Origin of the sequence: Psychrobacter sp. S4(2024) (assembly GCF_036861305.1) — a bacterium.
Classification (GTDB): Bacteria; Pseudomonadota; Gammaproteobacteria; order Pseudomonadales; family Moraxellaceae; genus Psychrobacter; species Psychrobacter cryohalolentis.
Genome location: NZ_JAZAQR010000002.1, coordinates 88,219 through 114,118 on the forward strand (window position 1 = coordinate 88,219; position 25,900 = coordinate 114,118).

Below are 25,900 nucleotides of genomic sequence, written 5' to 3' on the forward strand. Positions count from 1 at the left end.
AACAGCTCTTAAACGATTGATCTTATACGCATATAATGGCTAGTTTATAAAACCTTGCCAAAAGACTATCTAGGCATTAGAACTCTATCAATCACATGTACCACACCATTACTTGCAGTAATGTCCGTTTTTAAGAGATTTGCTGTACGTCCACTTTCATCCATCAATTTGCCTTGGGCTGTGACCATAAGCGTGTCCATGCTTAGCATGGTTATATTGCCTGGTCTAACATCCTTGGCATAAATAGGTGCTGCGGCGTTAATCACGTGATAGCTTAAGATTTTAGTCAATAGTGGTTTATTGGCAAAGAGCTGTGCTTTGGTCATGTTATTTTCTTGTAACGCTTGCATAAAGGCAGCATTGGTTGGCGCAAGAATCGTATAGTTGGCATTAGGATTAGAGAGCGCGACCGCTAAATCAGCGGCAACGACAGCTTCTACGAGTACAGAGAAGTCAGGATTGCTTTGGGCAATTTGTACTACATTCATTTTTGCCATTGATTGGCTATGCATGGGCGCTTTCATAGGAGCGCTTTTGGCTGGCATCATATTGTTACAAGCACTTAGACCTGCAATTGAAACAGCTAAAGTACCAATAGCAGCGATTTTGATGATTTTCATAATATTATCCTTAATGAGTAAATATCTATAATCTGTTGGTTTTTATCTGGTATGTCAGATGAGATTGGCTTTCCTTAGCAGCAACGCTTAACGATATAATCACTGATTTGATAATGCATGATTACCCATGAAAAATAATATATAGGCAAACTTGCAAATAAAATCATCAACCCTTACTAATAAGCACCGCTTATGAAACATCAATCCTTCTGAAATTAAATTAACATATCCTTAAGTGGCGTAAACGGCTATTTACGCTACTTTTTGTGGTGGGCATGTAATCTGTATTTGCATTATAAAGTGATACTTTTACGTTTATAATCATAAGTAAAGCTTTCTGTAACCCTAAAGATAAATCATATTCATTTGTGCTCACACGCTTTATGCAATAGACTTTGATAACCTTACATTGGCAATATATTTTCTGCTAAAATCATCTGTATTTATTTACTATTTTTTACTGGCATTGATGGTTTTGACGTCTTCTCTATTAAAAATTATAACGACTTTTTCCTCTTCTTTTTTATAACTTTGACTCTATAAGCAGCGCTCCTATGATTCCAACAGCCCGTTCTCAAACTGATACTTCTTTAACCAATCTAACTGACGCCAGTAACCCAAATGCTAATCCCAATGACTTTATATTGACGCCGCCTGCTGTATTCCCTTATAAGGATCAGCAGCTAACGGCGCGAGCGCGCATTACAGAGCAAATGGCAGCACGGATTTTGATGCTCGATGGCGCCATGGGCACGCATATTCAGAACTATAAATTAGAGGAAGCGGACTATCGCGGTGAGCGCTTTACTGATATCAAGCAAGATGTCCGCGGCAATAATGATTTATTGGTGCTGACGCAGCCACATATGATTAAAGAGATTCATTTGGCGCATTTGGAATCTGGCGCTGATATTATCGAGACCAATAGCTTTAATGGTACGCGGCTGTCGATGGCAGACTACGATATGCAGTATCTCGTGCCTGAGCTAAATAAAACGGCTGCTAAAATCGCACGTGAAGCCGCTGACGAATACACTGCGAAGAATCCAGAAAAACCACGCTTTGTCGCTGGGGTTATTGGTCCGACATCGCGTACTTGCTCGCTATCACCTGACGTTAATGACCCTGCCTTTCGTAATATTACCTTTGATGAATTGGTGCTGAACTATCGCGAAGCAACCTTGGCGCTAATGGAAGGTGGCGTTGATATCATTTTGATTGAGACTATTTTTGATACGCTCAATGCCAAAGCAGCAATCTTTGCCGTCACAGGCGTGTTTGATGATATTGGTTTTGAATTGCCAATTATGATTTCAGGCACGATTACAGATGCGTCAGGTCGTACCTTATCTGGGCAGACTGCTGAAGCTTTTTATAACTCGATTCGTCATGCCAAACCGCTATCCGTTGGCTTTAACTGTGCGCTCGGTGCGGACGCGCTTAGACCCCATATCCAAACACTATCGAATATTGCCAATACTTATGTCTCTGCGCACCCAAACGCTGGTCTGCCTAATGAGTTTGGGGAATATGATGAAACTGCCGATGAAACCACCGCACTGCTTGAAGGCTTTGCCAAAGCAGGCATTCTAAATATCGTCGGTGGCTGTTGTGGTACAACACCTGAGCATATCCGTCAAATCGCTAATATGGTAGCAAAGTACCCACCGCGCATTATTCCTGAGATTCCGCCTGCCTGCCGCTTATCTGGTCTTGAGCCATTTACCATCAATAAAGACAGTCTATTCGTCAACGTTGGTGAGCGTACCAACGTTACGGGTTCGAAGAAATTCTTACGCCTAATTAAAACCGAAGCTTATCTTGAGGCGCTTGACGTTGCCCGTGACCAAGTCGAAGGCGGCGCGCAAATCGTCGATATCAATATGGATGAGGGCATGCTTGATTCTAAGCAAGCGATGATTCACTTTGTGAACCTCGTATCAGGCGAGCCAGACATCAGCCGTGTGCCGTTGATGCTGGACTCATCAAAATGGGATATTATCGAAGAAGGTCTTAAGCGCACTCAAGGTAAGTGTGTCGTCAACTCTATCTCATTAAAAGAAGGTCACGCTGAGTTCGTCGAACGTGCCAAGCTCTGTATGCGTTACGGCGCAGCCATCATCGTCATGGCATTCGATGAAGATGGACAGGCGGATACCTTTGAGCGTAAAACTCAGATTTGTAAACGCAGCTATGATGTGTTGGTCGATGAAGTGGGCTTCCCTTCTGAAGATATTATCTTTGACCCCAATATTTTTGCGGTTGCTACCGGTATCACTGAGCACAATAACTACGGTGCCGACTTTATTAACGCGACCAAATGGATTACAGAAAACCTGCCAAATGCGATGGTTTCAGGCGGTGTCTCTAACGTCTCGTTTAGTTTCCGTGGTAACCCGATTCGTGAAGCCATCAATTCTGTATTCCTTTATCATGCGATTCAAAACGGATTAACGATGGGTATCGTCAACCCTGCCATGCTTGAGCTATATGATGACATTCCTGTAGAGGCACGCGATGCCATCGAAGATGTGATGCTTAATCGCAATCAAGGCGAAACTGGGCAAGATGCCACCGAACGCCTGATGACCATCGCTGAAAACTATCAAGATGGCGGTAAGAAAAAAGACAGTACCGTCGATATGACATGGCGTGAAGGCACCGTCGAAGAACGGATTGCTCATGCGTTGGTAAAAGGTATTACTACCTTTATCGAAGCGGATACTAAAGAAGCGTGGGAAAAATATCCGCGTCCACTTGAGGTCATCGAAGGACCACTGATGGACGGTATGAATATCGTTGGCGACTTGTTTGGCGCTGGTAAAATGTTCTTACCTCAGGTCGTGAAATCTGCTCGGGTAATGAAGCAGTCCGTCGCGTGGCTGAACCCGTACATTGAAGCTGAAAAAGTCGAGGGTGAAAAGAAAGGTAAAATCCTCATGGCAACCGTCAAAGGCGACGTCCATGATATCGGTAAAAATATCGTCGGCGTGGTACTCGGCTGTAATGGCTATGACATTGTTGATTTGGGCGTCATGGTACCGTGTGAAAAAATCCTCGATACCGCGATAGCTGAGAAAGTCGATATTATTGGCTTATCAGGTCTGATTACCCCAAGCCTTGATGAGATGGTCTATGTGGCTAAGCAAATGCAAGAACGTGGCATGACGCTGCCATTAATGATTGGTGGTGCAACCACGTCAAAAGCGCATACCGCAGTCAAAGTCGAACCACAATATCAAAACGATGGCGTCATCTATGTGGCGGATGCTTCGCGCTCCGTTGGTGTGGTGACGAAACTGCTATCCAAAGAGCATCGTCAGGGTCTCATTGATGAAACCCGCGCAGAATATATCAAGGTACGTGAGCGTCTGGCTAAGCGCCAACCAAAGGCGGCAAAGGTCACATATGCCGAATCGGTCAAGATTGGCTTTCAGTATGATTGGGATAACTATGTGCCACCGACACCTAATAAATTAGGGCGAGTGATCTTTGACGATTATCCTATCACTAACCTGCTGCCTTATATCGATTGGACACCGTTCTTTATCTCTTGGGGACTTGCTGGCAAATATCCGAAAATATTGCAAGATGATGTGGTTGGCGAAGCGGCGCGTGATTTGTTTGATAATGCCAATGAGCTGATGCAAAAGATGATTGATGAGCAATTAATCGTCGCAAAAGGCGTGTTTAAACTCATGCCAGCTCGTCGTACTGGCGCGGATACCGTCACCGTTTATAATAAAGCTCCGATTGAGGGCGGCATATCAGAATATCAATTTGAGCATTTGCGTCAACAAAGTGACAAAGCCAGTGGTAAGCCAAACTTTAGCTTGGCAGACTTTATCTCACCATCGGATACGCACACCGATTATCTTGGCGGCTTTACAGTTTCGATCGTCGGTACAGAGGCGCTCGCTGAGAAGTATAAAGCGGCTGGTGACGACTACAATGCCATCATGGTGCAAGCCTTGTCCGACCGCTTAGCCGAAGCCTTTGCCGAGCATCTGCATGAGCTGATTCGTAAAGAGTATTGGGGCTATCAACCGACTGAGTCGCTTACCAATGATGAGATGATTAAAGAAAAATATGTTGGTATCCGTCCAGCACCTGGTTATCCTGCTTGCCCTGAACATACGGAAAAAGGCAAACTGTTTGAATGGCTTGGTACGGGCGATGCCATCGGTACGACCTTGACTGAAAGCTATGCGATGTGGCCTGCGTCATCAGTCAGCGGCTTCTATTACTCACATCCTGATAGTGAGTACTTTAACGTCGGTAAGATCAGTCGTGATCAGTTAGAGAGTTATGCTGAGCGTAAAGGCTGGGATATAAAGACTGCTGAGAAGTGGTTAAATCCGAACTTGTAGTATTATTTAGGTTGTAGATATGAAAGAAGCTATGAACTTTGGTTTAAGGAAGGATATACAGATTTCGATTCAAGCGAGGGCTTGAATCGAAACAATCCTTTTGAATTAAAGCGTTTGAATATTATTGTGGGCGCAAATAACTCTGGTAAAAGTCGTTTTATGCGGGAGTTAGCTTGTAAAATTTATATCGACGAAATATCTTTAAAAAACTTAACTTCTTATTTGCAGTTGTTGCAAAAAGTAGGTGTGTTACTTAATATGTTCTCTGTAAATGATGAATGGAACACAAATGCCTTCGAGTTTAATAGCTTTAATGTCATAAAAAATAATTACACTTCAAACTTGGAGAAGCTTACTCAAATTAAAGATCAGGTTAATTTAGCGATAGCTAGAGCTAACTATCCATCTCAAAGTAGTCATCCAACAGCCTATAAAATATATGACTTATATCGTAGGCAGAGCTACAACGATAATTCTTATTCCAAGTTATTTGATGAGCTACAAAATATTATTGAAGAACTATTTAGTTTAGAAGCAGGATATGAACTTATAAACATATCAGCTTTAAAGATTTTTTATATAAACTCTTTGAGAAGCTTAAAACACTTTAAGCCTTTAGAGTCCTTAGCTGAGTCTGAAATTGAAAAAATAATATCCAATAAGAATGATATTTTAATTCATAAAAGTACAATTGCACCAGATAAGGAAGATTATACTCAAGTAACCAATAAAGATATTTTAGATAAACTAAGAAAAAACATGCTTTTACTTAGAGTTTACAAAGATTATGACTTTTTAGATCATCAAATAGTGACAGGCGAAGACTTCTTTGAATTTCTAACAGACTCACTACTAGGAATGCCTGAAGAACGTCAAAGAATTGACGATTATCAAGCTAAACTTTCTCATTACTTTTTCAATAATGAAGTTGTCACTCTTATACCTCATCGTAAAGATGATAGTTTGCATATCAAAATTGGAGAAGCAGAACAGTTTCCTATCTCGCAACTAGGTGATGGCTTGCAACAAATTATTATCCTTACTTATAAGGCGTTCTTAACCACTGAACCTTCTTTCTTTTTTATCGAAGAGCCAGAAATACATTTGCACGCCGGCTATGTTAAGCAGTTAATGAAATTTTTATTGAATGAAACTGATCATTACTATATGGCAACTAGTCATTCTAATTACTTGCTCGATATGATAAATGAAGATAAACGTATTTCTTTATATCGTGTAGATAAAGAAAATGTTGGTAATGAAGAAAACAAATACAAAACTGTAATTAGACGCTGTGATGGTGACCGCACTATACTACAAACGCTTGGTGTATCTCCTTCGTCGGTCTTCTTAGCTAATTGCACTGTTTGGATTGAAGGCATTACTGATCGCCTATATTTCGTCCAATATTTAAAAAAGTACTTGGATGAGTTAAAGGTAATTGATGAAGATAAGTGGGAAGATTATTCACGCTTTATAGATGGCTATCACTATGCGTTTGTAGAATATCAAGGTTCAAACTTAGAACATTGGGATTTCGAAGTTGATTCTTTAGAGGATGTGGACAGCGGCAAGAACAAGGGTCTAAATGCAGTACTTGTCACTTCTAACGCTCTAGTAATAGCAGACTCAGACTTAAAGAAAAAACCTAGATTCAATGAGCTGGAACAACAGCTAAGGGATAAGATTGCGATTACTCAAGGTAAGGAGACCGAAAACTCATTGCCTAGGAAATTTCTCGTAAAGAAGTTTTTTGAGATGTGTCCTGACAATGGATTAGCTAAACAAGGGAACAAAAAAAAGCTAGCTTACAGCGATGAGTATAAAAAATATTTTACAGATAGCTATCAAATATCACCTAAAGGGATAGGTAAATATTTTGATACAGCTCTAAATAAAATGCGTAAAGATGGAGTTTTACCTCAGTTAGAAACTAATGAAACATCTTTTTCTTTTTCAGATGGAAACCAAGGCACTATTAAGAGTAAAACTAATTTCTGCCAAGACATAGTTGAACTGATGCAGAGTGAGCGATGGGAGCTAACACCATCAGCCACAGAATTATGCGAATCAATATTTCAGCATATAAAGGATAATAATCCCTAGTTTAGAATTTTGGAACGAACAATACATCGTATAAAGCTTCTATACTGTCGTATTTAGTGAATTGTCCTTTATTAATCATGCGTATGTTGGGTCGTTCCGCTTTTAAACCATTAGCATTCGCTTTGGTATGCTTTGCAACTTTAGCATTTTCTAATCCAGTTAATGGTTTTCCTGCCACTGCGCCAAAAAAGTAGAAAGATTTTAACTCTAATGTATCTTCATCAAATAGTATCCAAACAATACATCCTGAAGGCTTATTGGCTAAGCGAACATTAACTTTTTGACCTGATGTCTTCGCACCAAATTTTGAAGTCTTTAGTTGAATATGACGAATGATGTTATTATCTTCGAGGACAACATCGCAACCTGCGTTGTCAACTTCAGGTTTCATGACCTCTAATTGACAATCGTCCTTTAGCCACGATAACTTAAGCATTTCACCAATAAATAAGTGTTCAATAAGCTTTTCTCGAAAGCTTGAATATTCAAAATGTTCACTCATAATTCACCTTAATATTTTGAAGTAACTCAATCTACTTTACTTTTCCCACGCCGACACTTCTCCGAACAATAAATCACCTGTGCCCAATCCTTTTCCCATTTCTTGCGCCAAGTAAAGGGACGCTGGCAAACGGGGCAGATTTTTTGCGGTAAGTTTACTTTTTTATGTGCCATAGCCTGCTCCCTCGTGCCCATATACCCCTACTTGACTATTAACGCCTATTTATCTTCTTTTTGATGATTCAATCCTTCATACTTTTTCACGCGGCGGCATTGGTCGGAGCAATAGACCATGCTGTCCCAGTTTTTATCCAACTTTTTAGTCCAACTAAATTCGCGCTCGCAGACAGGGCAGAGTTTTTTGCGGACGTTCTTTTTTTTATGCGCCATGATACTTACCTTTAAATTAAAAAAATCGCTTAGCGACCCCAAATTGGTGAGCGCACTACCCCGCCCGTTTTACTGCTAATGGCATAACTGGTATTCCCTGTTAGAGAATGGATAACTAAGCTACCGCCATTTTGACTGCTTTGACCGATTACTTGCCTATCCAGATTTGACTGACGCATCGGATAGAGGGCGTATTGTCCAGAAGGTGATAGGCGCGCTGGCTCATCAAGTCCTGTCTCTGCCAGATTGATGACTTGTCCTGTGGTAAGCGTCATTACTGCCGCTTTGCGACCATTGAGATATGCCAAACGCTGACTATCTAAGCTAAGCTGGGGGCTGGCAGCATAGCCTCCCGTCGATATCAGCGCGGCGTTGCCCGTGGCAAAACTATAACGATAAATGCTTGGGCGACCAGCGCGGACTTTATCACTGGTATAGACAAAGCTCTGCCCATCGCTGGCATAGCTTGGCTGCACTTCAGTGCTCGGTAGCGTGGTGAGCTGTTTGGTATCGCCATCGCTTAAACGCATCTCATAAATATCGGCATTGCCGCCAACGGTTGAGCTATAAATAAGCTTTTTGCCATCGGGTGAGAATGACGGAGATAAATTGCTACCTTCTACGTTGACGACCAAATTATGACTACCGCTTTTGACATCGTAAATATAAATCTTTGGATGCTGACGCGCGGCTTGTTTGCTATAAGCGAGCATTTGACCATCCACTGACCACGTAGGCGCGTAGATATAGCCATTTAGCTGATCAATCAATTGACGCCCGCTACCATCAGGGCGGATACGATATAGCGTCGAGACCTTGGCAGCACCCACGCCTTGCTCCTCTACATAAGCAATATAACCTTGTCGATCTACTGCTGGCATGCCAATAGTGAGCGGATTATTTATAGCCATTGCGCTAGGCGCTTTGGACAAAGCATTTGGCATTGTCTGGCAGCCTGTTAATACTGCCAGCATTGAAAGCATGATAATAGGAACAGTACTATTTAGCCTACGAATATTAACAGTCGGTTTTAAGACAGTGGTTTTTAACATACGATAAAGTCCTATAGATCCATTCGATATGAGCTATTTAAAACGTGCAACTTACTATTAATAATATCAAGTAGAAGAGTGCTAAATGAAATATAAGCAATCAGCAACAGCGATGTCGCTAGTGTAACGTAGATTGCCCTCTTCTTTTAAACAAAAATTTTAGACAAAAAAATGCCCCACTGCTAAATGAGGCATTTTTTATATATGGTTATCATATAACGATAGTAACTGGCTATCTATATTATTTAGCAACCGCTTTAAAGTGTGCAACTTGACTGTTATTTTTGATGGTCAATATAGGTGTGTTGCTTGCATTGGTGCTGGTGCTATATTTGCCTTGTACCGTGGCAAGCGTAGCAGTATCGAAGCTGGCTTGTGGCTCAGGGCATGCCATCATAGTAGATAGGATATTGCCTAATATGACGTTACCATTGACAACTTTATAGTCAGAACCCATGTTATTACAAGTATTGGCAAAAGCAACACGGTCATTGCCGTTATCTTTGAAGAATTTTAGGGTAAGTGGTTTGGCTGGATCAAAGAATAACTGAGTGACCTTGTCACCATTTGCACGCTTGGCATCAACAAGCTGCCAATCATACGCTTGTAGTGCATTAGCAGTAATTGGTTGAGTCACAGGCGCCGTTACGATAGGAGCAGTTTGGCAACCAGCAGCCAATGTACCTACAGTAAGGGTAGCAGCCATCATTATTTTGGTCATATTTTTCATATAAAATCCTAGAGGTTTCAAATATTAATATACAAAGTAAGATACTCATTGTTTATCATTTTAATCAGTAGCGCTTGCTCTGATGAATTTGTTGTTTTCTTTAGTCTAAACAATGCGGCTATTATGCTGATTTCTCATAAGCCTTTCATGATAGATTGAGTACCAATGACCGCTATATTTGTTCCACTCTATGGTATTTTTGCTAATATGCCTTGCTAAGCCAGTTATGAGCTGCTAACACACAATAAATCTATCCTTAAGAATAAATTTATTGTTTCAAAACTTATTAAGCTATGTTTATAGCTTTTTACTTGCCTTTAAATTCCCACCTATAGCCTGTCTTTTGGTTAATTCATATCAGCAGTTTTCTGCTGCTGCAGGGCGGCATAACCTGTTAGACGCTTACGTTCAGACTCGCTAAACAGTTGCTGCTCGATTTGATTGATTTGGGTTTGCGTTTGTGATTGCGTTTGTGATTGACTGGCACTTTGTGTTAGAAGTTGCTGTTTTTGCGCTTGATACTGATTAAAACGTTTATCAAAGCTAGCGTCTGCTTGATCTACTTGCGCTAAGCGTGCTGCCGCTGGTGCACCAACCAGCTCTCGACGCATATTGTATAGCGCTTCAGGCGTGGCACCTTTTGCTTGCATCTGTTCTGTACGCGTCATCAACTCGTTTAGATTGGCTTGCTGGGCAATGTTGGTTTTGGTCGCATTGTCTGGCATGCGGCTAATATAATCTTGTCTTGTAGCTTCTTTTTGCGCATCAGACAGTTGGGCATTTTGGTTGATTCTGACCATCTCCATACTATAGTCATCATACTCATCTTCTGCACCAAAGAAGGCGATAATGGTTTCTTTATCAAAACGCTGTTGACGCAATCTAGCGACATCTTGTTTTTGCTGAGTGACGACGTTTAAATCTAGCTCGCCACTTTGGGTCGCTTGCAACTGTAGAGTACCGTACTTTTTCTCAATCTCAGGCATGGCTTTGAGATAAGCCACATATTGGTCAAATATAGCAAGCGCTTGACTGGCGGCTGGCTCTGGCGTATGACTACGAATATAACTCTCTACGCGAGCATAGATAGTTGCTTCCTCTTCTTCACCAAGTGCCGATAAAAAATAATCAAATAAACGCCGTAAGCCTTCAGTAACGACCAGTTGCTTGTTTTCATCAATGATAATCTCGCCATCGACATCAGTACCTTGCAAGGAGCGCGGTAAACTCTCAAGTCCTGTGGTAAATTTAATCGTACTTTGCTTAGATTTTTTGCTCATGCCGCTATCAGAGCTCGCTTCGTCTGTAGATTTAGCGCTAGCTTGACTGTCGAGTACTGTAGAAACCGCTTGAGAAGAGAGTTTACTATTGTCATTAGGCTTAAACCACCAAATAATCGCTACTACTAGCACGACTATCACAGCGATGATGACTGGCAAAAAGGGTGAACGGCGATTATTTGACATAACGAGAATATCTTATTTGATCAATGGGTTTATGTATGGATTTACGATATAGTCAAAATACTCTAAAAACGCGATGGTACTGCGGGTACAAATTTTTTGCAGCCTCTGTCTGCATGGGCACAGCAAGCAAGAAAAATTGATACCAGCAGTACATAATGTGTCGATATTACTTTTCACTGACTATAGATAAAAACGAATAAAGAAAAAGGGTCATTTCAGTATTGACCCTTTCTCTTCTCTCTAAAAGCTATAAATCTGCTAACTCATATATGAACGTTATAAATTGGCTTTTTTCAGACGATTGACGTGATCACGATACAAAGTTTCTGGATCAGGCTGTCCCCACGCTGTTAAGGCAAGAATTTGATTGGCTGAATCTAAGTGGTTCATACTATAGTCGTCTCGAATCACATAACCCAGTCGGCTTGAGCAGGCAGATACCAAGCCATCGTTGGGATCATTGTCAAAGGTTGTCCCTGTGAGTGCGAGCAAATAATCACTAGGATCAATACCATTGGTTATTTGCCCAACGCCACTAAATGAGTAATACTTGATACCATTAACTTCAGTATTTGTAGGTTGACCACAATAGCTGGTCGGCATCGCCGCAGGAAATTTAGCATTAAACTTGGCAGCACCATCAGTTGATAACGCGACAGCTGTATTCCAAGCTTCTTGTTTATTAAGTTCTGTTGGGCTCGTACCTGAGCCAATATCCGTAACGCCACCGAATAGCTGTAAGAAAACAGATACCGCTTGTGTCACCAAACTATCCTCAGAAAGCGTTTGCATCACTGCATCTGCCGTTTTTGAGCCTTGTTCTGGACTGGAAATAGCAGTGACAGAAGCGACATACTTTGGTGCCACGCCAGCGACATAACGAACATCAATACCGCCTTGACTGTGACCCAATAAATTCACTTTTGGGCTGCCTGAAATGGCACTGATGGTTTTTACTTTCTGTAAAAGCTGCTCGCCGCGAATTTCGCTATTATTAAAAGAAGAGCTTTTTGTGGTGTACACTTGACTGCCACCGCTCATGAGTGTTTCAGGAATACCATAAAAATAATCGACCAAGCCGAACATCTTAGTAAAGCCTCCCATACCATGGGCTAGTACTATTGGATATTTGGTTTTGGTATAATCTGAGGTGAAGTACTGACTACTCACGAGCTGGCAGCCGTCAGCATTTGCACAGTTGTAATATTGACCAGATGCTTGAGCAGAGGTGGTTTGCATAGTCATCAAAAGCATACCGGTGGCAATGGCACCTAATGACGGTAGAGCTACACTTGGTGTTAGCACAGCGCGGAGAGAGGGTTTTATAAACATAACAACATCCTTGTTATCGTAAACGTGATTCTATCTTTATATGCCTTGTTTGTTGCATCCTGCACAAAGCGGTATAGAGGGCTACTAAATCATTTAGCAAACAAAATTACAATACTTATATATTCTGTAACATTCAACTGGTTTTTGACATTCACACGCCTATTATGATGACTCTATAGTCATTTTTATGTATATAAAGTCAGTCAATATCGATATGATTGAAATATTCAATAACTTGCATTCAAGCAGCAACTTGTGCGTTTATGCTATAATTGATGACCTAAATTCTATAACTATAAGTACGACGATGATGACTAAAAAATCTCTTATCCAATCTCCTGAAGCCATAGAAAAAATGCGCGTGGCTGGTAAACTTGCCAGCGATGTCCTTGTGTTGCTTGATGAGCATGTCAGAGTGGGCATCAGTACTGAAGCACTGAACCAAATTGCCCATGATTATATCGTTAATGTGCAACAAGCTATTCCTGCACCGCTTAACTACAATGGTTTTCCAAAATCTATCTGCACCTCGATTAACCACGTGGTTTGTCATGGTATTCCATCCGAAAATAAATTGCTAAAAGACGGCGACATCATCAATATCGATGTGACCGTGATTAAAGATGGCTATTATGGTGATACCTCAAAAATGTGGATCGTCGGCAATGGCTCTATCATGGCGCAGCGTATCTGCAAAGTAGCACAAGACGCCCTATATGCTGGCATGAGCGTGGTCAAAAACGGCGCGCGTTTGGGCGACGTTGGTGCGGCTATCCAAGCAGTGGTTGAGCCTGAGCGTTTTAGTATCGTGCGTGAGTTCTGTGGTCACGGTATCAGTAATGAGTTCCACCATGAGCCACAAGTCATGCACTATGGCCAAAAAGGTACGGGCTTTGAGCTAAAAACTGGCATGACTTTTACCATCGAGCCTATGATTAACGAAGGCAAATGGCAGACTAAGATTTTACCGGATGAATGGACTGCTATCACTAAAGATCGCAAGCTATCCGCCCAGTGGGAGCATACCATGGTCGTAACGGATAATGGCTGTGAAGTATTCACCACGCGCCCTGAAGAAGATTTGAGTTTCTTGACTCAGTAATACAATAAAAGATCGCTTAGGCGGTCTTTTTTTTCGTCTATTATTAATGGTTGTCCCCCACTATTCTTGATGGTTTTTTATCTTTATACTTTCTCCATCTTATTGATCGCTTTTTATTTTTAGCGATCCTTATTTACTGAACTAGACTTCAAACTTTTAACTGGATAAATCTCATGTTTAATTGTGATGTCACCGCTATTGATTTGACACCGATGCCTTTGTTTTCAGCAGACAATATGACAACTGCCTCTTTATCAACAGACACGAGCGTGGTAGAAAAATCGCTATTTGGTATTCCTGAATGGTTGCTTCAAATAAATGACGATATCAGCCGCGCACTCGAACGTGGCGTCAATATCCGGCAACTGGTTAGCGCGCGTGCTTGCGTGATTGATGATTTATTGATCGAATTATTTAAATGCTTTGGGCTTGATAAGACGGATTTGGCACTGTTTGCAACTGGTGGCTATGGTCGCGGTGAGTTATCGCTACATTCAGATATCGATATTTTGCTACTGATGCCACATGATATTGACGCTGATACCAGTAGTAAAATTGATAACTTGGTGGCACTCTTATGGGACATTGGACTTGAGCCTGCGTTATCAGTACGCAGCGTCAGTGACTGCTTGGAGGCGGCGCTTGACCATACTATTGCCAGTGCATTATTAGAGGCTCGCCTATTAATAGGCAATGACGCCTTGCAAAATGTCCCGCACCAAATAGTAAACAATCAATGGTCCCCGCGCTCGTTTTATGATGTAAAAATCGATGAGGCAAAAGCACGTTATTTACAGCACAATGCCACAGAATATAATCTTGAGCCCAATATAAAAACCGCTCCTGGTGGTCTGCGCGATATCCATATTATTGGCTGGGTGACCAAACGCTATTTTCGGGTCAGTAAGCTCTATGATCTGGTACAACAGAACTTTTTGACTGAAAAGGAATTCGATGAATTAAGCTTTTCAGAAAACTATTTATGGCAGATACGGCACTACCTGCACGAACTGACTGGTCGCAATGAAAACAAGCTGTTATTCGATTATCAGCGTGAGATTGCTCAACTGATGGGCTATGATACCCAGACAGATGATCAACCAAATGCTGCGGTAGAGCGCTTTATGCGCGATTATTACCGCTGTGCGATGCAAATATCAACATTGTCTGAAATGCTAACCAATCACTATTACGAAACCATTATCGAGGCACAGTTGCCTGATGAAGAACGCCCAAAAAAACAGCCTATTAATGCCCGCTTTAACCAAGTCGGCGACCAAATCGCAATGGCGCATCACAGAGTATTTGCGCAGCATCCCGAGTCGATTTTAGAGATGTTTTTACTTATGGGTCAGTATGGCATCAAGAATGTCCGTACCCATACTTTGCGCGCGCTAAAAATTGCAGCGCGTGGTATTGATCAGGCTTATCGCGACAATCCTACGCATCAAACCTTGTTTCTAGCCAATTTAAAAGAGCAGAATTATCTCTTTCATCGTCTGCGTACCATGAATCGCTATGGCGTGCTTGGCAACTATATCCCCGCCTTTGCTCAAGTTACTGGTTTGATGCAGTATGACTTGTTCCATCGTTATACGGTCGATGCCCATACCTTATTTTTGATTCGTATTCTGCACCGTTTTACGGATCCGCATTTTTATGAAGATTTTCCGCTCGTGAGCTCCATCTTTCAGCGCATTGAGCGCAAAGAGATTTTGGTATTAGCGGCGATGTTTCATGATATTGCCAAAGGTCGTGGCGGCAATCATAGTCAACTTGGCGAAATCGAGTCGATTGAGTTTTGTTTGGCTCATGGTATGAGTACTGCCGACGCCAATCTGGTTGGCTGGTTGACCCGTTATCATCTGCTGATGTCAATGACAGCTCAGAAAAAAGATATCTCAGACCCAGAGGTTGTGACACTATTTGCAGATTTGGTGGGTAACGTTACCCATCTAAACCATCTGTATGTCTTAACCGTCGCGGATATGAACGCCACTAATCCACAACTTTGGAACAGCTGGCGTGCGACCCTTATGAAGCAGCTATATTCGCAAACGCGCCGTATTTTGCGGGCGGATATTGATGCCCCAACCAATCGTCAAGATATGATTAGTGCCACACGCAAGCAAGCACTGATAATGCTAGATAACGTCGACAATCAGCATATGAATCGCGATGAGGTGTTGAGATTGTGGGATGATTTGGGCGATGAGTATTTTTTGCGTGAAATTGCAGAAGATATCTTATGGCATACTGAAGCGATTTTGAATCATCCGCCTATAGGTCGAGCGTCAAATGCTGATAGTCCGCCATTAGTCGTTCTACGTGAGCATCGAGAGCTAGCGCTTGATGCAGTACAGGTTTTTGTTTATACCCAAGATCAGGTCAATTTGTTTGCGGTTACTATGGCCGTATTCGATCAGATGAATCTTGATGTATTGGATGCCCGTATTATCACAGCGACCCGTGATTTTGCCTTAGACTCTTATGTACTACTCGACCGTAGCGGTACTTTACTGGTTGATAGCGACAGCCAACAAGAGCTTAAGCAGCGACTGATTGATGCCTTTAAAAATCCGACTGCGCCCAAACTGACGCACAAACGGATTCCACGCCAGCTTAAACATTTCGATGTAGCAACGACGATTAACTTTGAGTTTAATGAGGCCTCAAGTCAGCATATTATGAGCTTAGAGACCCTTGATCAGCCAGGTTTGCTTGCGCGTGTTGGACAAGTATTTTTGCAGCAGCAGATTGAAGTACATGCCGCACGTATTACTACGCTTGGCGAGCGTGCAGAAGATATGTTTTATATCAGCGATCAAAACGATCAAGCACTGAGCGCTGATAAACTTAAGACGTTAAAAATGGCACTGATAGACAGTCTTAGTCTCCGTAATGACGCTATTTAACTTGCCTTTTTATATCAAGCTTTTATAGATGATGTCACGAGCATATTCCTTCAGGGCATCATCGGCAAGCTCTAGAGGCAGTATATCTGCTTCTACCTTTTGCTCGCCATACATCAAGCGTCCCGCATCGACCTCCTTTTGTAGGAGGCGGTGCAAGCTTGCCAAATGAAATTCTGCATTATAATATCGGTAGATTTGCTTCAAAGTAATAGGTGCTTTGGCATGAACATCGCGATACAAGCTATCGGAAGCCAAGATAGTCATCTCATTAAGCGTCTCTTCACGTGACAAATCGGCTTGATTAATCTTATATTGCAACTGCCTAGCAAATCTGTCTTTAAAACTCAGCATCACAATAAAAATTAAGGTTTGTATGACAAATAAAGCGATGTATTGCCACAGAGGTAACGATATATCTAGCAACTTACTAAGCAGCATGAGTACCATGGCAACCACTATATAGCTGACCAATTGCCACAGCAGCCACATCATAAAACTGTTATCGCCAAACCAAAACATTTGACGTTCTTGTAATAATGTCAACTGCTGGCGTGATTTCCACCAAGTCTGTTCACGCTGCTTTAACTGCTTATAAACGTCAAGACTTTCATGAGTATCAAAGTATTTTTCATTGATATCCTTAGCATCGAGACTGTCCGTTTTTAACATACTAGACATATCAAATTATTCCTAAAATATGCTGTCAGAAAAACCAACATTTATCTTTACTTAATGATACATACACCATGTCGCTTTTATAATAACGCGTTACGATATGGCCACATGATTACCTATTTACACAGCCATATAGTTAAAATAACAATGCTTAAATATCCTCTAGCCAAGTCATTACAAAGCACTATAAGGAAATATAAGAAGAAAAAGACAAAAAATAAGAGAAGTGCTACACTGCTTAAATGTAATTTTTCTTTATAACTTTATTATTAACTGTCTATTATAGTTAGCCTGCCTATGAATCACAACTTGACGTCCCTACACCCTTATCCATTCGCTAAGATGGCCACTTTACTGGCTGATAGTACTCCAGCCCATAGCTATGATGAAATCAAACTGGGTATTGGTGAGCCAAAACACGCGCCGCCAGCCTTTGTTCTGGACGTACTACGCGAAAACTTGGACAAAATAAGTCATTATCCGACCACAAATGGGCTGTTTGAGCTGCGTCAAACCATTGCTCATTGGCTTGAGAAGCGCTTTTTCTTAAATCACCTCAACCCTAATACGCAAGTATTGCCAGTAATGGGCACACGTGAGGCAATATTTAGTATCGTGCAGGCAGTGATTAATCACGAGCCAGAGACTGTTAGTCAGACGGCAATGCTCAACCAATCGCCTACGCCTATAGTAGTTATGCCCAATCCCTTTTATCAGATATATGAAGGGGCGGCGATATTAGCGCAAGCAACGCCTTATTTTATCCCTTGCACCTCAGACAATAGCTTTAAAGGGGATTTTCGTAGTGTGCCAAAAGATATCTGGACGCGTACGCAGTTGTTATTTGTCTGTAGCCCAAATAACCCAACTGGCTCGGTCATGACGATGGACGATTGGGAGCAAGTGTTGCGCCTATCAGACCAATATGGCTTTATCATTGCCAGCGACGAGTGTTATAGCGAGCTGTATTTTGATAAAGCGCCAATAGGCTTGCTGCAAGCCTGCGCGGCCCTTGGTCGACACGATTTCAAAAATTGTCTGGTGTTTCACTCTTTATCGAAGCGCTCAAACCTACCCGGTTTGCGCTCAGGCTTTGTAGCTGGTGATGCCACTATTTTAGATTCTTATCTGCAATACCGCACTTATCAAGGCTGCGCGATGCCGATACCTCATCAGCTGGCGTCGATCGCCGCTTGGGAAGATGAGAAGCATGTGGCACACAATCGAGCGCTGTATCAAGAAAAGTTTGCACTCTGGATGTCGGAGCTTGGAGAATTACTGGATTTACGTATGCCTGAGGCAGGATTTTACTTTTGGATAAAAGCGCCTGTGCAATTCGGTGGTGATGATGAATTATTTGTCAAAGCACTCTATGAGAATGCCAATATTCACGCGCTTGCCGGACGTTACCTATCACGCGAGGTCAATGGTGAAAATCCGGGGCAAGGCTATGTGCGTATTGCTTTAGTGGCAAGCGTCGAGGAAAGTCGCGAGGCAATCAAGCGCATTCGTCAATTACTGGGTGCTTAAAATCGCTATTTAAAACGCATTAAGCTTAACAAACCGCCAATAACCACAATATAATTATGGTTATTGGCGGTTTTCTGTTAGATGATGCTATAGTAAGTCTTATAGCCGAATCATACAGCACCGCCATTTGATGATATATAGTCAAAATATCTCAAAAACGCTACAGTGTTGCTGGTATAAATTTTTTGCAGCCTCTGTCTGCGTAGGCACAGCAAGCAAGAAAAATATCAGCAGTACTTGATGTATCGATATTACTTTTCCCTGACTGTATTTATCATACTTACATCCCTCTTATTGCTTATGCCATCAAGGATGATGCCATGCCCCATCTTGATTTTACCCAACCACCATTTGATGTATTAAGTGCCGCTGAACGCCAAAGTATCAAAAAAAATACCCAAGTGCGTTATCTTGCCAAAGATGAGATGTTACTAGCGGATGATTTGCAGTACTTTTATGTGGTGCTTAAAGGTCATGTCGAGCAGCTGTTAGATGGTGATTTTGTCGCCTCTTATTTGGGCAACAACCATACTGCCCATCTTAATAGTAACGATTGGTTTGATAGCAGACGCTCACCAGAGTCGCTCATAGAAGATGGGCTGCAAGAAGATAAAAACATTGATTCGCAGCCGGCTGCTTATCAGTTTCGCGCTGTCGAAGATACTTTATTGCTGCAAGTAAATGGGATAACCATTGATAAAATCGGTGCCCAAAACCATTTCGTACGCCAATTATTGTCAGAAAATCTGCCAGAGCGTTTAAAAGCTTTACAGCTGAGGCATGGTGGAAAAAAACTTGACGCTGCCAGCTATGACGACCCTCAGGAAGTACAGCAAATCATGCTACAGCCGGTGATTGATATCACTTTATTACCAGTCCATATCGTTGACGCAGACGATAGTCTATATCAAGCAGCACGTACCATGACTGAGGCTGGATTGAAGCATGTTTTGATACGCCCATCAGGACATTTACAAGATAAAAATAGCTCCGATCGTACCTTGGGTATCCTCAGCGATAATGATATCTGCCGCGCCGTCAGCGACCAACAGAACACTACTACAACGCCTTGTCAAAACTATGCAAGTTTTAATCTGCGAACCATTAACGCTGATAATGAGATTGGTGATGCGTTACTGACCATGACTCGCTATCGCATTCACAGGTTACCAGTGATAGATACTAATGGTAAAGTCATCGGTGTGCTTGCACAAGGCGATATGCTTGCTCACATTGGTCATCATTCTCAGCTGATTAGTATTCAAATTAACCAAGCCACAGATTTGCCAAGTTTGGCGACCGCAGTTGAACTCATTGGGCGCTATATACGTGCTCAGCATCAAAACGGTATCAAAATGGGCAACGTCAGCCGCATGGTACAAACCCTTAACGCGCAAGTATTTACCAAACTTTGGCAACTCATCGTTCCTGATGAAGTAATGGAGAATACCTGTGTTATCGTCATGGGCTCAGAGGGTCGCGGCGAGCAAATCATGCGTACCGATCAAGACAATGCGCTCATCATGCGTGATGGTTATGACCACCCTAAGCTGGCACAATTTGCCGATACCTTTAACCAGCACTTAGCAGAACTTGGCTATCCACTCTGTGATGGTCATATCATGATGAATAATCCCATGTGGCGGCAACCATTAAAAGCGTTTAAAGCGCAGATTAGTCTATGGTTTAAAAACACCGACCCGATGCATAGTATTTATTTATCCGCTATATTCGATGGTGAGTATGTCTGCGGTGATGAAACGCTATTGACGCAGGTTCGTGAACATATAAAGACGGCCCATAGGCAGTCAGACTTGATGTTCGTGCGCCAATTTGCACGAGCAGCGCTACAGTTCGGCGATGTCAATCAATGGTGGCAAAAGCTAGTACCGTTATTAGGTGGTAAACCAGGCGATTATACTATTGACCTCAAAAAAGCGGGTATCTTTCCATTGGTACATGGTATCCGTACCTTGGCGTTAGAAAACGATCTCTTTACCGACCCTAGCAGCAAAGGTCGTCTGAAAGCTTTGGTACAGACTCATGCCTTAACCCAAGAGCGGGCGGATACCTTGCTTGAAGCCCTAGAGTTCTTTATGGCCCAGCGCCTATCGGTTGCTTTATTGACAGACAATAAGCATGCAAAAGAAGTCAATCCAACGACCTTGTCTGCCCTTGAGCGTGATTTATTAAAAGAGTGTTTGGCGGTAGTAAAAAGCTTTAAAGACCAGTTAAGCCGACATTATCAGCTTGAATTAGGTTAAGGTAAACCGGTTAGCCTTGGAGATAAATGACTATGAACTGGCTAAAACAGCTGTCTACTGCTTGGCAAAAAAAACAATTACAGCGACCTGAACTGGCATCAATGTTTACGGCACCTGTCGATGAGCAGTGGGTTGCAATTGATTGTGAGATGACCGGACTTAATCCAAAGAAGCATCACCTATTATCGGTAGCTGCCATTCATATCAATGGCGATAAGATTGATACAGGAAATGGGCTGCATCTGCTTTGCAGACCGCCTGTCATGCCTGAGGGCGATACCATCGTCATTCATGGACTGCGCACCGCCGATGTTGAGCATGCGATGAGCTATGATGAGATGCTGGGGTTACTATTGCCCTTTATTGGTAATCGGCCACTTGTGGGGTTTTGTCCGCAAATAGACGTCGGGTTCTTAAACCCTTTAGTAAAGCATTATATGGGTACTCATTTGCCTAATGAGATTATCGATATCCGCCCCCTTTATAGCCGGCGTATGATGGGTCGTAGCCAAGGGCTTTCAAGCCAAGCACAGCATTTGAATAGTATCTTGGCGCATTATAATATTCCTGAGCTTGGCACCCACGATGCTTATAATGATGCCATCATGACGGCAATGGCATTTTTGCATATGCGCTAATATAATGGCTAAAATGCATTATTTAGACAAGGCTTTAAGATAAAAGCACGCTTACAACTACATGCTACAGCTACGCGAAAACAGCAACTCATGTTACCATATCCTGTTTTTGCCACCTGATGATAGGCTGCTCATGCGCTCCTTAGTAAAACCAACTCTACTTAGAACTCATAATTCTTCTATACGCACAACAGCCATTAGCCAATATTTGCAAACGCCGAAAAATATCGGTCAACGTCTATCTTTATTGGTACTAGTTGTTGCTCCTACTTTAGCGCCATTACCGCTGCACGCTGCCTTACCGCAAGAGATTGAGACCGCATTAGCGCGAGCCCATTTAAGCGCAGCAGACATCAGTATCGTTATCACACCTGTGGGAGACAAAAACGCCAGCCGCTTGCCCTCTGTCGTTCAGGTTATCGATAGTAAAAAGGCGGTCAATCAATTGCAGCCTGCAAGCTCAGACGAGATAAATACTGATGCCAATAACAGCAAGCAAAAACTGGTGCAAAACAAGCCGAGCCCTAAGCCGTTAGCCAATTACCAAAGCGCGTTAGTAACCATCGAAAAGCAAACCATCAGACAGCACGACAGACAATTACACGCTTATACCGATGATCCTTATACCCATCAAAGCTTGATGAGTACTCCGTCATTACTGCCAGAAAACGTATTAAACACTGCTAATTATTCTTCCCATCAGAACGACAATATCAGTGCTAATGGCGCAGATAATAATAACAGCGACAATAAAAAATCTGACAGTGAGACCTCAATAAAAATATCGTTTTCGCCATTACTCAATCATCAGCCTGACATAGCACGTACGCCCGCCAGCACGATGAAACTCGTTCCTAGCTTTATTGCCTTAGATATCTTAGGCGCTGACTTTGTCTGGCATACGCGCGTTTATCATACTGGTATTATCATTGGTAATACATTGCTTGGTGATTTGATAATTCAAGGCAGTGGCGACCCAAAAATGACCCATGAGCGCTTACAGCAATTGCTCTATAAAGTGAAAGCAGCAGGCATCCGTCATATCGATGGCGATATCATTGTAGATAGCACTATTTTTAACCATGTCACTAAAGATCCTGCGGCATTTGATAACGCGCCTTTACGTCCTTATAACGCCAGTCCCGATGGTTTTTTGGTAAATTTCAGTACTATTGGTATCCAAAGCTATCCATTAGATAATGCCCAAGCACAGCTGACTTATACGCCGCAGCTGGCAGATTATAAGTTGCCAAATAAGATAAATATACGCCCCTCTGCCTGTGGTCAAGCACGTTATAGTTTAGCGCCGCAGTGGCAAGTAACTCAGCTGACCTTTGATACATCTCTACCCGATAACTGCGGCAACCATGCTTTTTATGTCGCTTATCCTGATGCCAAAGATTTTGCGGCTCGCGTGATCAAAGCCAAATGGCAAGCACTGGATAATACGCTAACGGGCAACGTTGTCGCTCAAGAAACACCATATAAGAATAAGAAATCCATATCAGCGCGCGGTTTGGCAGCTCTACCAATATCGCCTTTACCAATTGTTAGTTATCCTTCCTTAAACTTAACGCAGCAAATCTATGATATCAATCATTTCTCTAATAATGTGATGACTGAGCAAGTAGCGTTATCAATAGGCGCTTATCATAAACCCAGAGATGAAACCGTTAATCCAACCATTAATAAAAACGTCGATAAAGCTATTAATAGTCAGCACAGCTTATATCAATTTGGTAAGCCTGCGACAACGAGCTACCCTGCTGCCTTACAAACCATCAACGAATGGTGGCAAACGCATCTAAGCACGCCGCCGCCACATCTGACCAATGGTTCAGGGTTGTGCCGTGATTGTACCATCAGCGCTGCTAATCTAAGCGAGCTGCTGACTTATGCTTACGCTCACCCAAGCTTTAATGCTTATGTAAACTCGTTAGGTATCGCTGGCGTCAGTGGCACCATTTTGACACATAGCGAGCGTTTACCAGAATCAAACGCCATTGGTCGAGCTTGGATAAAAACGGGCACTTTAAACAATGTCACTTCGATGGCAGGCTATGTCAAAGGCTTATCAGGACAGGATTATGTGGTAGTGGGACTGATCAATAATGAGCAAGCGCTAAATACTTATACAGCAAGAACGGTACTTGACGCCATGCTAGATTGGACAGCGCAGCATTAATTTTTTACGCCAAATTATTTACTTTATAAAGGACATTTTATGTCACGTAAGCCCGCGTCACTTAGCAAACCTATCATCCCATCAGGACGTAAAGGATCACACTTAAATACAACTGCCACTCAACCCAAATTGATGCTCTATATTGGGTTTTTTGCCGTTGGCTATATGCTTGCCAGCGCTGTATTTATGATGATTCAAACCAAGCTTGCTCTCAATGCGCAATTGGTCACTGTGCTGTCTATTGTCTTGGGCGCTTATATTGCCGTGCATAAGTTTATCAAGCACCAACAGCGTGCACTAGATAGAGACGAGATCAACCGCTTAATGTTTGGCGGCGTGATCGTAGTTTGGCTACTCACTATGGTTTACTTTTTGGGGATATGGGTATTTCTATTCGATTCCATCAGCCGTGAAGTACTGCTTGAGATGAGCATGCAGCAGCCTTTACCACTAATTTCTGCATTGATCATGATATTGGTGCTGAGTTTGGTGAGTGCACGTATCAGCATTTGGGCAATTAACCGCCTGCTTGATCCCAATCGCAAGGGCGCTTAATTGCTTACTTCCAGCAATTGAACATTATAAACAAGCAACTACAAAGTTTTTGCCCTATTCATCTCTAAATTCCGTTACGCTGTATTTACGCTGATGAACTTTGATGAATAGGAGATAAGACCATGGAAATGATTTTTTTTGACAATGTTGATAAGCTTGGGCGTATTATTCTGACCACAGTCGTGGTCTACGTTTTGATTGTTACGTTTACTAAAATTTCAGGCAAACGCTCAACCTCTCAGCTAAATAATTTTGACTGGATTGTCACAGTGATGATTGGGTCATTAAGTGCCAGTACGATTTTACTCAAAGACATTCCGATTATCGAAGGTATGGCGGCTATTCTTTCACTGTATTTATTACAGTTTTTGGTCACCAAATACGCCTCTATTTCACCGCAATTTAGCAGCTTTATTTTATCTGAGCCGCGTATTGTCTTTTATCAAGGTCAGTTTTTGCCCGATGCCATGCGTGATGAGCGTCTGACCCGTCAAGAAATTGAATGTGCCATGCGCTCTGAGGGTATTCACAATTTTGATGAGGTTGAAGCGGTGGTTTTTGAGTCCGATGCCAAACTGACTATTATTCCAAAGCCCAGTCCTTCTTATAGCAATAATCAAGAAGCGGATGATACAGTATCAGAGACGATTGCTCCGCTCATGTAATACAGTTGATAAAATTTTTACTAAAAACTTGATCAGCTCTAAAAAGGATAGAGCAGCATGACTCTTCTCTTTGTCTTACTTTATCCTTTTTAGGTGGCTGTTGGACTATTAGTAAGTAAGTGGGCTTTGAAAGCATTAAAATCATACAGAATAATTATTTATCAAATACGTCTTGAGTAAAGAATCTAGTATTTAACAGGTTTTCTTATTACATTTATTTAACCACTTCTTAAAATGGTAGCTGTTATGAAAGTAAGAATTTTGACCGTAGGTAATAAAATGCCTAAGTGGGTACAAACCGGTTTCGATGAATATCATAAGCGTATTCAGCCTATGCTCACTACCGAAGTCGTTGAAATTGCGGCGGCAAAACGTGCTAAGAATCCATCAGATGCCAATTTAGCTCAATACCGTGAGCAAGAAGGACAGGCGATCTTAGCCGCTCATGCTACAGCAGGACGTGAGCAATTGTGGGTACTTGATGTCAAGGGTAAGATGCTTTCGACCGAAAATTTGGCAGATAAATTGTCTGATGGTATGCAGCAAGGCGATGATATTGCCTTGGTCATCGGTGGTACCGATGGTGTGTCACCAGAGGTATTGGCAAAAGCAGATGTGAAATGGTCGTTATCGGCGCTTACGCTACCGCATCCTTTAGTGCGCGTTGTCCTCATGGAGCAGCTATATCGCGCGATGAGTATCAATCATAACCACCCTTATCACCGTGGTAATTAAAGTAGCAATAGAAAACTATCACGTAGGAAAATATCATCAATCACAGTGACACAACAGATTGAAAAATGG

At 42.1% G+C, this 25,900-nt stretch carries 20 protein-coding genes; 11 read left to right on the top strand and 9 right to left on the bottom strand.

Translation table 11 applies throughout. From position 1 onward, the window contains the following. Window positions 1-65: 65 nt before the first annotated feature. Window positions 66-620 (bottom strand): fasciclin domain-containing protein, encoded by a 555-nt coding sequence (locus tag VLA57_RS05330; protein ID WP_333954501.1) that lies wholly within the window; start codon window positions 618-620, stop codon window positions 66-68. Window positions 621-1,174: 554 nt separating this feature from the next. On the opposite strand from VLA57_RS05330, the gene metH reads away from it, so the two are divergent. Together metH and VLA57_RS05340 are read left to right on the top strand one after the other, a co-directional pair. Beyond that, complete coding sequence (metH, locus tag VLA57_RS05335) at window positions 1,175-4,990, top strand: methionine synthase (protein WP_333954502.1); 3,816 nt, start codon at window positions 1,175-1,177, stop codon at window positions 4,988-4,990. Between the two features lie 81 nt (window positions 4,991-5,071). Further along, entirely contained in the window at window positions 5,072-7,096 is a 2,025-nt protein-coding gene (locus VLA57_RS05340) for an AAA family ATPase (protein WP_333954503.1), read from the top strand. A gap of 1 nt (window position 7,097) precedes the next feature. On the opposite strand, the gene VLA57_RS05345 is transcribed toward VLA57_RS05340, so the two are convergent. The 7 genes from VLA57_RS05345 to VLA57_RS05375 form a co-directional block, all read right to left on the bottom strand. Further along, a complete protein-coding gene (locus tag VLA57_RS05345; RefSeq protein WP_333954504.1) occupies window positions 7,098-7,598 on the bottom strand; it encodes a hypothetical protein in 501 nt (166 codons plus the stop codon). 26 nt (window positions 7,599-7,624) lie between these two features. Beyond that, window positions 7,625-7,771, bottom strand: coding sequence for a DUF2256 domain-containing protein (locus tag VLA57_RS05350; protein WP_333954505.1), 147 nt, complete (start codon window positions 7,769-7,771; stop codon window positions 7,625-7,627). Window positions 7,772-7,816: 45 nt separating this feature from the next. Then, entirely contained in the window at window positions 7,817-7,987 is a 171-nt protein-coding gene (locus VLA57_RS05355) for a DUF2256 domain-containing protein (RefSeq protein WP_083759461.1), read from the bottom strand. 29 nt (window positions 7,988-8,016) lie between these two features. Beyond that, window positions 8,017-9,039, bottom strand: a complete 1,023-nt coding sequence (locus tag VLA57_RS05360; protein WP_333954506.1) for a Xaa-Pro aminopeptidase — start codon at window positions 9,037-9,039, stop codon at window positions 8,017-8,019. 241 nt (window positions 9,040-9,280) lie between these two features. Next, window positions 9,281-9,769, bottom strand: a complete 489-nt coding sequence (locus tag VLA57_RS05365) for an META domain-containing protein (RefSeq protein ID WP_201530732.1) — start codon at window positions 9,767-9,769, stop codon at window positions 9,281-9,283. Between the two features lie 347 nt (window positions 9,770-10,116). Beyond that, a complete protein-coding gene (locus tag VLA57_RS05370; RefSeq protein WP_133105456.1) occupies window positions 10,117-11,235 on the bottom strand; it encodes a lipase secretion chaperone in 1,119 nt (372 codons plus the stop codon). Window positions 11,236-11,511: 276 nt separating this feature from the next. Continuing rightward, window positions 11,512-12,567, bottom strand: coding sequence for an esterase/lipase family protein (locus VLA57_RS05375; protein WP_020442775.1), 1,056 nt, complete (start codon window positions 12,565-12,567; stop codon window positions 11,512-11,514). Between the two features lie 310 nt (window positions 12,568-12,877). Here VLA57_RS05375 and map point away from each other — a divergent pair, with 310 nt between their 5' ends. Next, window positions 12,878-13,669 (top strand): type I methionyl aminopeptidase, encoded by a 792-nt coding sequence (gene map / locus VLA57_RS05380; RefSeq protein WP_413771532.1) that lies wholly within the window; start codon window positions 12,878-12,880, stop codon window positions 13,667-13,669. A 173-nt stretch (window positions 13,670-13,842) separates the two neighbouring features. Then, window positions 13,843-16,584, top strand: a complete 2,742-nt coding sequence (gene glnD / locus VLA57_RS05385; protein ID WP_333954507.1) for a [protein-PII] uridylyltransferase — start codon at window positions 13,843-13,845, stop codon at window positions 16,582-16,584. A 9-nt stretch (window positions 16,585-16,593) separates the two neighbouring features. Here glnD and VLA57_RS05390 read toward each other — a convergent pair whose 3' ends face one another. Next, window positions 16,594-17,262: a hypothetical protein gene (locus tag VLA57_RS05390; RefSeq protein WP_333954508.1), complete on the bottom strand. Its 669-nt coding sequence runs from the start codon at window positions 17,260-17,262 to the stop codon at window positions 16,594-16,596. A 294-nt stretch (window positions 17,263-17,556) separates the two neighbouring features. Here VLA57_RS05390 and dapC point away from each other — a divergent pair, with 294 nt between their 5' ends. From dapC to rlmH, 7 genes are all read left to right on the top strand, one after another. Continuing rightward, window positions 17,557-18,789, top strand: coding sequence for a succinyldiaminopimelate transaminase (gene dapC, locus VLA57_RS05395; protein WP_333954509.1), 1,233 nt, complete (start codon window positions 17,557-17,559; stop codon window positions 18,787-18,789). A gap of 320 nt (window positions 18,790-19,109) precedes the next feature. After that, complete coding sequence (locus VLA57_RS05400; protein WP_333954510.1) at window positions 19,110-21,053, top strand: DUF294 nucleotidyltransferase-like domain-containing protein; 1,944 nt, start codon at window positions 19,110-19,112, stop codon at window positions 21,051-21,053. Window positions 21,054-21,079: 26 nt separating this feature from the next. Continuing rightward, a complete protein-coding gene (locus tag VLA57_RS05405) occupies window positions 21,080-21,691 on the top strand; it encodes a 3'-5' exonuclease (protein WP_020442769.1) in 612 nt (203 codons plus the stop codon). Between the two features lie 61 nt (window positions 21,692-21,752). After that, window positions 21,753-23,876, top strand: a complete 2,124-nt coding sequence (locus VLA57_RS05410; protein ID WP_020442768.1) for a D-alanyl-D-alanine carboxypeptidase/D-alanyl-D-alanine-endopeptidase — start codon at window positions 21,753-21,755, stop codon at window positions 23,874-23,876. Window positions 23,877-23,915: 39 nt separating this feature from the next. Continuing rightward, complete coding sequence (locus VLA57_RS05415; protein WP_133105463.1) at window positions 23,916-24,431, top strand: ABZJ_00895 family protein; 516 nt, start codon at window positions 23,916-23,918, stop codon at window positions 24,429-24,431. Between the two features lie 122 nt (window positions 24,432-24,553). After that, entirely contained in the window at window positions 24,554-25,096 is a 543-nt protein-coding gene (locus tag VLA57_RS05420; protein ID WP_133105464.1) for a DUF421 domain-containing protein, read from the top strand. A gap of 246 nt (window positions 25,097-25,342) precedes the next feature. Next, on the top strand, window positions 25,343-25,831 hold the full coding sequence (gene rlmH / locus VLA57_RS05425; protein WP_133105465.1) for a 23S rRNA (pseudouridine(1915)-N(3))-methyltransferase RlmH: 489 nt from the start codon (window positions 25,343-25,345) through the stop codon (window positions 25,829-25,831). The last annotated feature ends 69 nt before the right edge of the window (window positions 25,832-25,900 follow it).